Origin of the sequence: Blautia sp. HCN-20427 (genome assembly GCF_037890365.1) — a bacterium.
Classification (GTDB): domain Bacteria; phylum Bacillota; class Clostridia; order Lachnospirales; family Lachnospiraceae; genus Blautia.
Genome location: NZ_JBBKBX010000021.1, coordinates 25,226 through 40,084, shown reverse-complemented (window position 1 = coordinate 40,084; position 14,859 = coordinate 25,226). Strand labels below are relative to the sequence as shown.

General features: G+C 45.2%; 14 protein-coding genes. 1 reads left to right on the top strand and 13 read right to left on the bottom strand.

Annotated features, from left to right (window positions below; translation table 11 throughout):
* Positions 1-64: 64 nt before the first annotated feature.
* Complete coding sequence (gene thiC, locus WKT17_RS12675) at positions 65-1,372, top strand: phosphomethylpyrimidine synthase ThiC (protein WP_173750037.1); 1,308 nt, start codon at positions 65-67, stop codon at positions 1,370-1,372.
* A 43-nt stretch (positions 1,373-1,415) separates the two neighbouring features.
* Here the strand turns inward: thiC and dnaB are convergent, their stop codons facing one another.
* From dnaB to WKT17_RS12610, 13 genes are all read right to left on the bottom strand, one after another.
* Positions 1,416-2,744: a replicative DNA helicase gene (gene dnaB, locus WKT17_RS12670; RefSeq protein ID WP_173750038.1), complete on the bottom strand. Its 1,329-nt coding sequence runs from the start codon at positions 2,742-2,744 to the stop codon at positions 1,416-1,418.
* Between the two features lie 19 nt (positions 2,745-2,763).
* Positions 2,764-3,210 carry a 50S ribosomal protein L9 gene (gene rplI, locus WKT17_RS12665; protein ID WP_173750039.1) on the bottom strand — a complete coding sequence of 149 codons (447 nt, stop codon included), beginning with the start codon at positions 3,208-3,210 and terminating at the stop codon, positions 2,764-2,766.
* The gene (locus WKT17_RS12660; protein WP_173750040.1) at positions 3,207-5,252 is read right to left on the bottom strand and encodes a DHH family phosphoesterase; all 2,046 of its coding nucleotides are present in this window, start codon (positions 5,250-5,252) and stop codon (positions 3,207-3,209) included. Before WKT17_RS12660 ends, rplI begins: the two co-directional genes overlap by 4 nt.
* 128 nt (positions 5,253-5,380) lie before the next feature.
* Positions 5,381-5,644, bottom strand: coding sequence for a 30S ribosomal protein S18 (gene rpsR, locus WKT17_RS12655; protein ID WP_022268174.1), 264 nt, complete (start codon positions 5,642-5,644; stop codon positions 5,381-5,383).
* Between the two features lie 34 nt (positions 5,645-5,678).
* Positions 5,679-6,131, bottom strand: a complete 453-nt coding sequence (locus WKT17_RS12650) for a single-stranded DNA-binding protein (protein ID WP_291682746.1) — start codon at positions 6,129-6,131, stop codon at positions 5,679-5,681.
* Positions 6,132-6,199: 68 nt separating this feature from the next.
* Positions 6,200-6,487, bottom strand: a complete 288-nt coding sequence (gene rpsF, locus WKT17_RS12645) for a 30S ribosomal protein S6 (protein WP_173750042.1) — start codon at positions 6,485-6,487, stop codon at positions 6,200-6,202.
* A gap of 101 nt (positions 6,488-6,588) precedes the next feature.
* Positions 6,589-6,786, bottom strand: coding sequence for a DUF951 domain-containing protein (locus tag WKT17_RS12640; protein WP_173750043.1), 198 nt, complete (start codon positions 6,784-6,786; stop codon positions 6,589-6,591).
* Positions 6,787-6,814: 28 nt separating this feature from the next.
* Complete coding sequence (locus tag WKT17_RS12635) at positions 6,815-7,549, bottom strand: NAD-dependent protein deacylase (RefSeq protein WP_173750044.1); 735 nt, start codon at positions 7,547-7,549, stop codon at positions 6,815-6,817.
* Positions 7,550-7,574: 25 nt separating this feature from the next.
* Positions 7,575-8,378 carry a class B sortase gene (gene srtB, locus WKT17_RS12630; RefSeq protein ID WP_173750045.1) on the bottom strand — a complete coding sequence of 268 codons (804 nt, stop codon included), beginning with the start codon at positions 8,376-8,378 and terminating at the stop codon, positions 7,575-7,577.
* Positions 8,379-8,380: 2 nt separating this feature from the next.
* Positions 8,381-9,553 carry a hypothetical protein gene (locus WKT17_RS12625; RefSeq protein WP_298060457.1) on the bottom strand — a complete coding sequence of 391 codons (1,173 nt, stop codon included), beginning with the start codon at positions 9,551-9,553 and terminating at the stop codon, positions 8,381-8,383.
* Positions 9,554-9,708: 155 nt separating this feature from the next.
* Complete coding sequence (locus WKT17_RS12620; RefSeq protein ID WP_298060456.1) at positions 9,709-11,775, bottom strand: right-handed parallel beta-helix repeat-containing protein; 2,067 nt, start codon at positions 11,773-11,775, stop codon at positions 9,709-9,711.
* 106 nt (positions 11,776-11,881) lie between these two features.
* Positions 11,882-13,048: a helix-turn-helix transcriptional regulator gene (locus WKT17_RS12615; protein WP_291682716.1), complete on the bottom strand. Its 1,167-nt coding sequence runs from the start codon at positions 13,046-13,048 to the stop codon at positions 11,882-11,884.
* Positions 13,049-13,140: 92 nt separating this feature from the next.
* A complete protein-coding gene (locus tag WKT17_RS12610; RefSeq protein WP_298060455.1) occupies positions 13,141-14,817 on the bottom strand; it encodes an alpha-glucosidase in 1,677 nt (558 codons plus the stop codon).
* Positions 14,818-14,859 lie beyond the last annotated feature (42 nt).

Here is a 14,859-nt window from a genome sequence, read left to right as displayed (position 1 = left end):
GGAAAATGGCTGTGCCGCAGGTTCGGATTCTCTGGTTTAAAAAATAAAAGATTGGAGAAAACCTATGACTTACACTACACAAATGCATGCCGCAAGGCAGGGTATCATCACAAAGGAAATGGAACTTGTTGCCGAAAAGGAAGGTATCTCTCCCGAAGAACTGCGTCAGTACATGGCAGAGGGAAAAGCCGTCATTCCGGCCAACAAACTGCACAAATGTCTAAATCCCAACGGCGTGGGCTCTATGCTGAAAACGAAAATCAATGTGAATCTGGGAACTTCAAGGGACTGGAAAGACGTTGATATGGAATTGCAGAAGGTACAAAGCGCCGTGGAAATGGGTGCAGAATCCATTATGGATTTAAGTTCTTACGGGGATACCAGAAAGTTCCGCCGGAAGCTGACTCAGGAGTGCCCTGCCATTATTGGAACTGTACCGATTTATGACGCTGTGGTTTACTACCATAAACCATTAAAAGACATCACCACACAGGAATGGCTGGATATTGTAGAAATGCATGCCAAAGACGGCGTGGACTTTATGACTATTCATGTGGGTATCAATAAAAGCACTGCCTGCCGTTTCAAAGAAAACAAGCGGCTTACCAACATTGTTTCCAGAGGGGGCTCTATTATCTTTGCCTGGATGGAAATGACCGGACTGGAAAATCCGTTTTATGAACACTATGACTGGATTCTGGATATCTGTCAAAAATACGATGTGACTTTAAGCTTGGGAGATGCCTGCCGTCCCGGCTGTATCGCAGATGCCGGGGACATTTCCCAGATAGAAGAACTGGTGACACTGGGCGAGTTAACCCGACGGGCCTGGGAAAAGAATGTACAGGTCATTATCGAGGGGCCGGGGCACATGCCTTTAAATCAGATTGAAGCCAATATGAAAATCCAGCAGACCGTATGTCAGGGTGCACCTTTTTATGTACTGGGTCCTCTGGTGACAGACATTGCACCGGGATATGACCACATTACAGCTGCCATAGGCGGCGCTGTAGCAGCTTCCCACGGTGCATCTTTCCTGTGCTATGTCACTCCCGCAGAACATCTGCGTCTGCCGGACGAACAGGACGTAAAAGAAGGGATTATCGCTTCTAAAATAGCGGCCCATGCTGCGGACATTGCCAAAGGAATCCATGGGGCTTCTGACTGGGATTATGCCATGAGCACGGCTCGAAAAAGGCTGGACTGGGAAGAAATGTTCCGGCTCAGTATGGACCCGGAAAAAGCCAGACGCTACCGGGCAGAGGCCAAACCGGAAAAAGAAGATACCTGCAGTATGTGCGGAAACTTCTGCGCTGTAAAAAATATGAACCGGATTCTGGAAGGGGAAATTGTCAGCATCTATGACGAGTGATACCGGATATTCCAAGAGGCAGCCGCATGAAAGCGGCTGCCTCTTATTTTTTCATATTCACAAATTTCGTATAATTCGGCATCCAAACCAGATTTACGGTACCAATAGGACCATTTCTCTGTTTTGCAATGATGATTTCCGCAATGTTTTTGTTCTCGGAATCTTTATTATAATAATCATCACGATAAATAAACATAACCACGTCCGCATCCTGCTCAATGGCCCCTGACTCTCGCAAGTCTGAAAGCATGGGTCTGTGGTCGGGACGCTGCTCTACTGCACGGCTCAACTGGGAAAGAGCCACCACCGGTACATGCAGTTCTCTTGCCAGTGCCTTTAGAGAACGGGAAATCTCTGAAATTTCCTGCTGTCTGGACTCGCTTCTTCCGCTCCCCGTCATCAGCTGCAGGTAGTCGATAAAGATAATGCCCAGATTGTGTTCCATCTTATATTTTCTGCACTTGGAACGCAGTTCCGAGATAGAAATACCAGGTTTATCATCAATAATCAGGTTTGATTTTCCGATAATATTGGCGCCTTCAATCAGCTTCGCCCATTCCTCGTCTTCCAGATTACCGGTTCGAATATTCTGGGAATCCACCTTGGATTCCAGAGCCAGGAGACGGTTTACCAACTGCTCCTTTGACATTTCCAGACTGAATATAGCCGTTGTCACATCGCTGTGAAAGGCCATATACTGGGCAATATTCAATACAAAAGCCGTTTTTCCCATAGAAGGTCTGGCCGCCACCAGAATCAAATCCGAAGGCTGAAATCCCGACATCTTATAATCCAAATCGATAAAACCTGTGGGAATACCGGTAACGCTGCCCTGGGTTCTGGAAGCCTTCTCGATTTTTTCAATGGCGTTTAACACCACCTGGCGGATAGGCACAAACTCTTCACTTCCCCTATTCTGCACCAAGTCAAAGATTTTTTTCTCCGTCACTTCCAGAATGTCCTGAGTCTTCTCTTTGCCCAGATAGCAGGCATTGCTGATTTCCTCTGTGGTCTTAATCAGTTTCCGTAGCATGGATTTCTCTGCTACGATTTCGGCATAGTATTTTACATTGGCTGAGGTGGGAACTGCTGCCAGCAAATCCCGGACAAATTCCATGCTGGAAATTTCCGGCGGCAAATCCTTTTCTTTCAGTCTCTCCTGCAATGTTACAAGGTCAACTGCTTTTCCCTCGTCATGAAGCTCCACCATGGCCTCAAACACGATACCATACTGCTGCTGGTAAAAATCCGCCCCTGTAATCATCTCCGACGCCTCTACAATAGCGTCTCTGCTCATAATCATAGAGCCGATGACCGACTGTTCTGCCTCCATACTGTGGGGCAGGATTCTCTTAATCAGTGCTTCTTCCATTTCGGCGGGAACTCCCTTCTTACGCTTCTTTTACTACAACTTTCAAGTCTGCAGTCACCTGTGGATGCAGTTTTACCGGAACCAGTGTGGTGCCTAATTCCCGGATTGGATTTGCAAGCTGCATTTTCTTCTTGTCAATGTCATAACCAAGCTGCGCTTTGGCTGCTTCGGAAATTTCCTTTGTAGAAACAGAACCGAAGGTTCTGCCGTTTTCTCCCACCTTAATGCTTACCATCACCTGTTTGGTTTCCAGTTCTGTCTTAAACTGTTTTGCCGCTTCCAGATTTTCTTTTGCCACTTTGTCTTCGTGTGCTTTCTGAAGCTTCAAATCATTGATATTCTTCGGGGTTGCCTCTACGCCTAACTTTTTGGGAAACAGCATGTTTCTTGCGTATCCGTCGCTTACATTTACCATCTGTCCTTTTTTGCCCAAAGATTTTACGTCTTCAATCAGTATTACTTTCATACTTCTATGTCTCCTTCTTTCATCATCTGGTCAAGTGTTGCTTTTAACTGCCGGATTGCTTCTTCCACAGTTACACCCGGAAGCTGGGCACCTGCCATATTAATATGGCCGCCGCCACCCATTTTCTCCATAATCAGCTGCACATTGACTTCATCAATAGCCCTGGCACTGATAAAAATTTTGCCCTGATAATCCGTCAGCACGAAGGTTGCCTTAATGCTGTCCACATTCAGCAGTTCATTGGCCGCCTGGGAAGCCACTACGGTGGGACTATCAATACCCTCACTGGGGCATACGGCAATGGCAAAACAGGTTTTATACGTCTCTACATGGCGAATGGCTTCTGCCTTAGCCCTGTAAGATTTCACATCATCGCGGAACATTTTGCGCACTCTGGTTACATCAGCCCCGCATCTTCGCAGGAACGCTGCAGCCTCAAAGGTACGCACACCGGTCTTTGCCGTAAAGTTATTGGTGTCAATAATAATGCCTGAATACAACGCGTCTGCTTCAATATTGTAAATCCTGATATCATCAGAAAAATACTGCAGAATCTCTGCTACCATTTCACAGGCCGAAGACGCGTAAGGCTCAATATAGGACAGCACTGCATTCTGAATCACTTCGCTGCCCTGACGGTGGTGGTCAAGCACCACAATGGTCTTGGTCTTATGCAGAAGTTCTTCGCATTCTGTATAACTCGGCTTATTGGTATCTACCACCACAACGACTGTATTGTTATCCACAATTTCTTTTGCTTCATCGCTGTCTATAAACATATGCTCATCATAATCCGGATTTTTCAGGAAATTTTCCATAATCGGACGCACTGACATGGTGGGATGATTTACCACAATGTGAGCTTTTTTGTTCAGAGATTTTGCCGCCCTGTAGATACCGATACCTGCACCGATAGAGTCCACATCGGAAATCTTGTGTCCCATGACTACAACCTTATCCTTGCTGACCATAAATTCCCGGAGAGCATGGGCTTTCACCCGGGCTTTTACCCTGGTATTTTTACCCATTTGCTGGGATTTGCCGCCGTAATATGTCATCTGGTCCCTATCTTTGATAACCACCTGGTCACCGCCGCGGCCCAATGCCAAATCAATAGCGATACGGGAATATTCATAATTCTGGGCATAAGTAGGTGCATTGATACCGATTCCGATACTAATAGTAACGGCCATATCATTTCCGATATTAACCGTTTTCACCTCTTCCAGAATGTTAAAACGTTTTTGCTTTAACTCTTCCAGAGAACGCTGACGCATAACCAGAATGAATTTATCCTTCTCCAGCTTCTTAATGAGTCCATCCACATCGCTGAAATATTTGTTCAGCTTTCGCTCAATAAGCGCTACCAGAAGAGAACGTCTGACTTCCTCTACACTGTTCAGCGCTTCTTCATAATTATCCAGATACAAAAGCCCTGTTACCAGCTTTTCGTCTTCCTTCTGGCGAATGTACTGATTCAGTTCTGTCTCATCAAAGAAATAGCAGGCAATCAAATCACTGCCTTCCTCAATTTCCAGCAGACCAGACTCCTCCAGCAGCTTTTTCATGGAAATCCGGCGCATAACCGCCTTATAATCTCTTTTCTCAAACTGAAAAGCAATTTCTGCATCCTCTTCTTTCGGAAGTTTTTCCTGCGTGATTTCCGGAAACAGACTGCTGATAGCCTTACGGTATCTCCTGTTCTTCCCTGTCAGTTTTGCAAATTCTTCATTCAGCCATAAAATTTTTCCCTTATAATCCAAAAGGGCATAGGGTACAATAAATTCATTCAACAAAGTTTTCTGTACCTGCCCGTACTGAGTCGCAAAGGAAATCAACTCACTCATAATCGTAGCTCTGCTGTGGAAATACATGAAAACCGCAATGAGCATATAGACTGCAAGGAATCCTGTCACCAGTGCCCCGGCTTTTACATTCACGGTAAATACCAGTATATCCATGACCAGCAGCACTATGGTCAGAATGAAGGGCCACTGCATATAAAATTTCAGCTGGCCTTTAATTTTTAATTTTCCATTCATCTCTTCACCTGCCGATAAATCCCAAAAGAATTCCATCTTTTGATTAATAGGTAACAGTATTATATCATCTTTTAAGATTTTACACAAGAAAAAAGCGCACCGCCGAAGCAGTGCGCCTGTCATCTCAATTAGTCCTGAACATAAGGCATAATTGCCAGATGTCTTGCTCTCTTGATTTCTACTGTTAACGCTCTCTGATGTTTAGCACAGTTTCCTGTGATTCTTCTAGGAAGAATTTTACCTCTTTCAGATACGTATCTTTTCAGCTTGTTTGCATCCTTGTAGCTGATTTCGTTATTTTCCTGTCCGCAGAATACGCAAACTTTTTTTCTTCTGCGTCCGCCTCTTCTCTTCATTGGAGAATCCGGTCTATTACCTTTTTCGTAAGCCATGATTGTTTACCTCCTATCCATATTACTGCCAGCCTTAGCTAAATGGCAGTTCCTCGTCAATTCCATCGGGAATGTTCATAAATCCGTCTGCTGATGCAGCGCTTGGAGACGGTGCAGCCTGTGCAGGTGCTCCCATAGAAGCCTGTCCTACATGACTGTCGCTTACAGATTTGCTCTCAGCAAACTCCTGCTCTTCCACAACTACATCTGTGGTATAAACCTTGTTGCCGTCTCTGTTTGTGTAGCTGCCGGTCTGAATACGTCCAGTCACTACAATACGGATTCCCTGACGGAAATATCTCTCTGCAAATTCTGCCTGTCTTCCGAAAGCCACACAGCCGATAAAATCAGCGGTTGCCTCTCCGTCTCTCCTGAAACGGCGGTCAACAGCCAGTGTATATCTGGCAATCGCCATAGAATTTTCCCCTGCGGAATATCTTACCTCAGGGTCTCTTGTCAAACGACCCATTAAAATTACTTTATTCATCTTATCACCTCATAAATCTGGAAAGAAAAGGCTGTTTTTCAATGAGCCGATTCGTGCCGTCAAAAGAATTAAGCCTCTTTCTTAACAACTAAATATCTTAACACATTGTCCATAATGCGGATATGACGTTCTATTTCTGCAGGGCATGCTGCATCAGCTTCGAACTGGATGAAGTAGTAGTATCCTTCGCGCATTTTCTGGATTTCGTAAGCTAATCTTTTCTTGCCCCATTCTTCAACTTCTGTTACGTTTCCGTTGTAACGGGCAATGTAGCCTTTTGCTTTTTCCACTACTGCTGCACGAGCGTCATCTTCAATCTTTGCATTTACGACTAATGCTAATTCGTATTTGTTCATGCTTGTTGTACCTCCTTTTGGTCTTTTGGCTCCCTGATGAGCAGGGAACAAGGATAATAATATATCACAATTCCCGATTTTACCATAAGAGGACTGGGATTTCAAGCCTTTTTTTTCAATTCTCTGGTGTTTTTTTCCACCAGTCTGCGGGACAGCATGACCTGATGTTCGCAGCCCATGCATTTCAGACGGAAATCTGCTCCTACTCTCAGAATTTCCCACTCCTGACTGCCGCAGGGATGCTGCTTTTTCAGTTTTACAATGTCTCCCACTTCATAATCAAAATTTCTGTCTTTCAAGATTTTGTTTCTCCTTTGGTTTCACTTTCTATTCTGTCCTCTTCTCTTCCAGATACCTGCAAACTTCACCAATAGGGGCATTGATAACCAAATCCGCAATACGGTCTCTGGGGGTTCTGTCCTTATTGATAACCACCAGATAACGTCCCCGGAAATCATCTATCAGCGAAGCTGCCGGATACACAGACAGAGACGTGCCGCCGATAATCAGTACATCTGCTTCGGAAATAGCATGAACCGCTTCTGACAGCACCTTTTGGTCCAGTGCCTCTTCGTATAAAACCACATCCGGCTTAATCATGCCGCCGCAGGTTTCACATCTGGGCATGCCGCTGCTCTGCTTCACATATGAAAAATCATAAAAAGCGCCGCATTTCGTGCAGTGATTCCGGTAAACACTGCCGTGCAGTTCCAGAACTTTACGGCTTCCTGCCATCTGGTGCAGATTGTCGATATTCTGGGTAATCACAGCTTTCAATTTGCCTTCCTTCTCCAAATGTGCCAAATACTTGTGGGCCGCGTTTGGCTTTGCGGTATCACACAACATTTTAGCCCGATAAAAGCGGTAAAATTCTTCGGGATTCCTTTGAAAAAAAGTATGGCTTAAAATGGTTTCCGGCGGGTAATCCCACTGCTGGTGATACAGACCGTCTACACTTCTGAAGTCGGGAATCCCGCTTTCCGTGGACACGCCTGCCCCTCCGAAAAACACCAGATTCTCTGTATGTGCAATGATTTCTCTCAGTTTTTCTACTGTTTCCATATGCCTGCCTCCTTACCATTCCTGCCTAATACGTTCCCTCTCTCTTGGCCTGCACCACAAAGCGGGTAGCGTCATTTCCCGTACAGGTGGAAAGAGTAATCACCTTATCCTCAGCCGTCACCTCTGTCTGGAAATCCACCAGGGACTGGCTTTTCATCTTTTCCAGATAGGACGCAAACTGCTCATCCGGAGCGGAAAACAGGGTGTATACTTCTCCTGCCGCGTCTACCACATGGCTGCTGAAAATTTCGTATCTGTAATTTTTATCCGGTGTGCAAATCCATATGTAACGTCCCGGAACGGATTCCTGGTCTTTAAAATGTTTTCTTAAAAGTCCGAACATGGAACCGTTTTTCATATTATGTCCGTAAATAATGGTATTGCAGTCTTCAAAATTGCTATTATTGGTATAGTCAATGAAAATGGAACCGGCGGCATTATAATTCCCTTCAAAGGTATGTTTCAGATAATACTCATTGTCCGTCCCCTTCATAATAGGGTAACTGATAGAAGTGCCTTCTATCTGAATCCAGCCGATAACATCCGGGTTAATGGCTTTTAGGCTGTCAAAATCCACCTGGGGCGGCACAGGCTTCGCTTCCTCTGCTTCCGGCTCGGTCTGGGTTTCCTCCTGCTCTTGCTCCGGTTCCGGCTCTGTTACGGTAACATATTCCCGCACTCTATTATATTCATCTGTTCCTGCCTTGTATTCCAGGAAGATTTTTCCAAGCTGGAAAGCGGAAAACGCAAACACACCTATGGCAATCACTAAGATGAGATTGCGTATTATGTCCCCTGCTGTCCGTTTTTTCTTTTCTTTTTTGCTCATGTTTATTCCTGTCCCTCATATCCTGTAGTATTTTCGTAAATTCCCATATAATCTTCCCCCGAAATTTCCGGACTGGGAACCAGTCTTACACTGATATCTGTGGTAATCTTCGTTCCTTCAGGCAATATCATGCTTTTATAGGAGGAAAAATAATTGGGATTTTCCTGTGTAGGGTTTGTTTCCAGTAAAAGGACACTGTCCAGGAACAGTCCCTCTTTTTCTTCATCCAGCTTCATCTCTAAAAGTCCAAATTCCGCCCCTGTGCTTTCTATATCATATACACCGGCCGGAAAATCCTGTCCCACAACAACCTCCGTCCCTGTCTCAATTTCCACACTCTCTGTAAGAGGGTTCGCCATTTTTTCTGTCATGTCCTCTGTCTGGGCATTCTGTGTAGAAAAAGCCACCGGATTCATTCCCGTAACGCTGACAAGCGTACCGGCAAACAGCTTTTGTCCTTGGGCAGAGTCTGTATCATATTCCTCCGTTCCGAAAGAATACGAAGCATATACTGCATGATTTACATCACGAATTGCACAGGAACTGCCCTCTTCCCCTGTAATCACATACTCTCCTTCCGGAATGTCTGTGCCAACCACATACAGCCCTGCCGGGAGCGCCTGCTCCCAGGTATCTCCTATAGGCGAAATCTGGTCTTCTATATACTGGTAAGGGTCATACTCCTCCATAAAATCATCGTAGTTCTCCCCCTGTGTATCTGTTTCCAAATAGGAATCCGACTCATGGGATTGAGAAACTCCCACTATACACAGTATCACGATAAGAATAAACATTCCCAAAAAGAACACCATGAGACCACTTCTTCCCTTGTTCCCTCTCCGGGCTGCACTATTACTCCTTAGTGACGCATAAGACCCGGCAGAAGCATACGGTCCGGCTGCTGTACGCGTTCCGGAAGGCGGGTAAACCTGCTGCTTTAACGGCTGTTTCTCTCCTGGAGAGGTTTCGGGCTGCTGCAAAACTTCTTGTCTTTCCTCCCTCTGCCCCTGTGCCTGAGGTTCCTTTGCCGCAGATTCCCGTGTCTGATATTGCCCTCGATTCAGAACACCGGTATACATATCATCACACTTACGGTTATCCATACCACATTCCATACAGATTCCGTTTCTTAACTTTCCGCCGCAGAGGCTGCATTCATTTTTTCGATTCCCCATAGGCCAACTCCTTCCCCATATAGAATTCAGTTTTTGTAACACTTTATCTTATTATAACATTCCGATTGCAGTTCCGTCATTCTTTTTCTTTCTGTTTCTGCAAATTTTTAAAGGGCTTCCCTCCTTGCGGAGAAGAAACCCTTTCTTGTCTCTCTTTATTTGATTTTGCTTCGATTGTTTTCCCAGACAAATGCTTCCAGATTTTCTCCACTGACTGCCGGTCCCGGAAGCGCAGATAAGCCTCTGTGATTTCCGAAATAGTCCTCATTCAGAATAAGGTCAGTTCCGTCCGGATTTTCATATCGTTCTTCCGGCTCAAACGCCTCACCCAGAATATCGCTGTTGATAATACCGTCTTGCATCCCCTCCAGAAATTCATAAACATTGGTTTTCACTTTACAGTTTCCCTTTTCTTCCGTCAGCTTCACAAAGACCTCATGCTCGGTATCCACCAGCTTGTTTTCCTCCCGGTTCCACGGTTTTGCGCCATTAAAATATGCATTACCATCAATCCAGACAGGCAGGTGGTCAAAATGGGCGTGCATCAGTTCATGCATGGTATCCATATCCGCTCTTTCACCCAGCTTAAATTTGGCAATCCATTCCTCATATGTGGGATACCCATTAAAAACAAAGCTTCCCACATCCAGCTTTTCCGTATCCGGAAGTACCATGTCTGCCGGAATTCTCTCTTGGGGCGTCCAGTTTTGTATAAAAATGTTGTTGTAAATCCGGTTGTCCCCATGAAGAATGGTCATAAAGCCTGCCACCTCTGTGCGGTGTTTGATGTGATAAGGGGTGTAACGGGGCTGATTCTTACCGTTGGCTGTCATATCTGTGCCAACGCCCACTGCTGAAAAGGAGCCGCAAATCAGATTGTGTACCAAAGCCACACCCTGGGTAGCCCAGCGCAGCGCTGTTCTGGACAAAAGGAAATTATTGTCCACCAAAATAGGTCCATGTCCCACTTCGATAAACAAATCCATGCCAAATCCCATGCCATTGTCTTTCATAGGAAGAAATTCCGGCAGGAAGTTGTCATGAAGCAGATTCTGGGTGATTCTGGTTCCCTGGGCCTGCCAGTCTGTCCAAATCCCCATGGTGCAGTGGTGAATGTGATTTCTTCTGAAAATCACATCAATTGCCGCATGGAATTTAATTCCTGCCACTTCAGCCCCGGTCAGCTGCTGCATGTTGTTAATATGATGAATGTGGTTGTCTTCAATAATAGAAAAGACACAGCCCATACGCCCTACAATTCCCGCCTGTCCGCAGTCGTGGATATGGCAGCGGCGCACAATATGAGAACCCACAGTTTCTTTGGTCCAGCCGTCATACTGGGCAATACATACCGCATCCCGTTCCATCTGGGTAGGGCTTTTCACATGTTTGCGGGTAAAATAATTGTCATTCTCCTTCTCTGTCTGATGATAATTTCCCAGAGAAATCCCGCAGCACTTGCTGTTGGAAATGTCACAATCCTCAATAATCCAGCCCTTGCTCCAGTGCGCGCCAATCATACCGTCCTGATAGGCAGCCGGAGGCGCCCAGTTCGTCGCTGCCTTGCTAACCTGAAATCCGCTTAAAGTAATGTATCCCACGCCCTTTTTGTCCGGCATGAAACAGTTGCGGCGCACATTAATTTCCACATTTTCCTCATTGGGATTTTTACCCTGGAAGTTGGCATAAATCACGGTTTCCCTGCCGTCCTGCTCTGTGTACCATTTGTATATGGAATATTCCGGTTCCCAGGAAGCCGGAAACGCTTCTCCTTTTAGACATTCTTCCAAAGTTGCGGTCTCGTACAGCATACGGTCATCTAAATATACTGCGCCTCTGTGCATATCCGTAAATTTTCCGGTTTGCGGGTCTTTGGGTGAGAAATACCAGTCCCCCTCCACAATTTCTGTGTAGGGATTATAAGTTCCGAACACACCGTTATCTATACGAAGCACCCAAGTGTTTCCTCCATAGTGTTTCCAGCCCTTTGCCTCCTCTGCACCGGTGATAACCGCGCCCAGCGGTTCTGTAGAACGGTACACGATTCTGGCGTCCTCCCGCCCTGCATTTACAGGATTAACGTATTCCCGGTAAATGCCCGGAGCCACCAGCACTTCGTCTCCTGCTTCTGCCACCTTTGCAGCATCGTTGATGTGTTTAAAAGGCATTTCCTTACTTCCGTTTCCCTGGCGGGAAGCTTTTTGATTTACATAAATCTTCATGATTTTCCCTCCTGCTTTCGCAATTCTTATAGGAACATTGTATGGCTTTTTCCGGAAAAAAGTTTATAAAAACCAGGATATTTCTTTCACAGAACCGGATATATTTTTAAAAATCAGTCTGCCTGTTTTTTTCTCTGTATTCTTTGGGAGACTGGTGCATTCTTTTACGAAAAGCCCCACTGAAATGACTGACGCTTCCATAGTGGAGATACTCGGCAATCTCCTGAATTTGACGGTCAGAATATTTTAACAGGTTGCAGGCAGCCTCTGTCTTTACATTGGCAATGTATTCGGTAATGGAAATCCCTTCGTGTTTTTTAAACAGCTTTTGCAAATATTCTTTGGAAATTCCAGACGCTTCTGCCAGTTCCTGAATGGAAATTCTGCCAAACCGCTTTGTGAGAATATTCTTTTTCGCCTCCTCCACATGAAAATTGACAGCGCTCTCCTTCTTGTGAGCAGCTACCAGACGTGCAAAATAAAGCTGACTTTCCCGGCGCAGACGATTCATTTCAAATATGGTTTTACATTCAGACAGTTTTTTCAGATAAATGTCATTGTTGATAAAGCCTTCCGCAGAGCTTAGTCCTCCTTCAATGGCGGCTCTGGCTGCCAGAGAAATACTGATAACAGCCATATACTCCTCATTTTTCTTCAAATCCTCTATGAGTACGGGATGGGATGGAGTATGATACAATTCCCTGTTTTTCAGATACTCCACATCCCCGGCTTTGATGTGGTCATATAAAACCTGCTCTTCTATATAAGTGTGGTTTTTCTGAAAGGCATCCAGTTGGCGCAGTTCTTCGTTGACAATCAGATTGCGGTTTTCTTTGTCTTTGGTCTGAAACATTTTCCCGTCCAGAAGCTGCATACTCTCCTCTTCCGATAAGGCCTTTCCCATGAAAAATCCCAGTATTGCACACAAATCCTCTAACTGGCAGGGAGGACATTCCCGTATCCCGCGGCTCCGGATAAAATTTCTGCCTTGAAAGTTGTCCGTCTTCCCATAGGAAAAAGGCCCCAGGATAAAATATTCCTCCTCTCCTTTGCAGCCGCACAGGGCAATGGGGACATGGGTATCATAGGGCAGAAAATACACGGATTCCTGGTGCAGACATTCTTTCAATTCATCAAATTTTTCCTGTTCAAAAGACTCCGGCTGCTCCAAAACGGCAGGGAAACTTTCCTGCAAATCCCAGGTCTGGTTGTACACAGCCACCGGGATTCTGCTGAGGCGGAACAGGAGTTTTATGGTATTCTTTTCGTACATGAGAGGACTCCTTTTGGGTTCATTGCCATCAGTATATCATAAAAGTGCCCGGGAGTATCATTTCTCCAGGACACTTTTCCACATTTTCACGCTTAATTCTGTTTCATTTCCAACACGACAGCCTGATACCCTTCCAGAATCAGCTCTTTCCCCTCCAGTTTTATGTCCGGATAGTTATTGAGCAGTATGTTCTCCACTTCTGCAGGCAGGGTCACGCTCTGTCTCTCTCTCTGAAAGTTTCCAATAACCAGCACGTCTTTGTCTGCCTTTCTGTGGTAAGCCATAAGATTATGCCGTTCCTCTTCAAAGGGAATCACGTCTCCGTACACAAAAGTTTCCTTATATTCCGGAGTTTTTCTTAAAGCAGTCATCTTTTTATAAAAGGCAAGCACGGAGTTTTCGTCTGTTTCCTGGGCAGCTACGTTAATTTTGGTATAGTTGGGATTGACCATAAGCCACGGTATACCTGTGGTAAATCCTGCATTTTTTTCATCGTTCCACTGCACCGGAGTTCTGGCATTGTCCCGGTTGTAAAGGGAAACGATTTTCAAGGCCTCCTCTTTGGTATAGCCTGCATCCAGACATACCTGATACTGATCAAGGGCACTGATGTCGTCTATTTTTTCAATGGGAATCACACCCAGGTTTTCCATACCGATTTCCTGTCCCTGATAAATAAAAGGCAGTCCTCTCATAAAGAAATACAGCGCAGCCAGCATCTTCTTGCTTTCGTCGCACAAATCGCCTTCCGGAATATAATAGCTTACCCCACGGGGTTCATCATGATTCTCAATAATATTAGAATAAAAGCCCACGTCTCCTATTTTTTTCTGGGAATGAAAATAACACTGTTTGTACGCGTCCGGAGTAATACGCTCATTGGCATACCAGCCTTTATCATTCTTGCCCCAGGAAGTTGTGGCAAAATCAAAAATAGAGGAAAAATATCCATTGTCTCCGATAAAATCAGGAAGTTCTTCTTCCTTTTCGTTAAATACCTCTCCTACGGCAAAAGAATCGTGGGGTTGAAAGGTACGTCTGTTCATTTCTCCCAGAAATTCCCCCACCCCTTTTGCATCTGCCAACATGAGGGACATATCGCTTAAACCATCAGCACGGTCAGAAGGATAGTCCTGATAGGGCAGTTTTTTCTTAATATTGATAATGGCATCAATGCGGAATCCCCCCAGTCCCTTATCCAGCCACCAGTTAATATTTTTGTAGACTTCTTCCCGAACCTCCGGATTCTCCCAATTCAAATCCGGCTGTTTTTTGTGGAATGCATGCAGATACTGCTTATCCTCATGTCCCGGCAGGGGTTCCCACACGGAACCGCCGAAGTAGCTTCTCCAGTTGCAGGGACGTTCTCCCTCTTTGCGGTCTTCTATGTAGAAAAAGTTTCCGTACTTGCCTTCCGGGTCTTCGCAGGCTTTTTCAAACCACTCGTGCTCATCGGAACAGTGATTTACCACAAGGTCCATTAAAATATACATATCTCTTTTTTTTGCTTCTGCAATCAGGCATTCCATATCTTCCAGTGTGCCAAAAGCCGGGTCAATATTATAATAATCCGAAATATCATAGCCCTGGTCTGCGAATGGAGAAGGATACATGGGAGAAATCCATATAATATCCACTCCTAAATCTTTTAAGTAATCCAGCTTGCTGATGATTCCGGGAATGTCTCCGACTCCGTCTCCATTGGAATCATAAAAGCTCTTTGGATAAATCTGATACGCTACTTTATCATGCCACCATTTCTTTGTCATAATCAATACCTCCGTCGTTTGCGTATGTTCTTTATGAGTTCT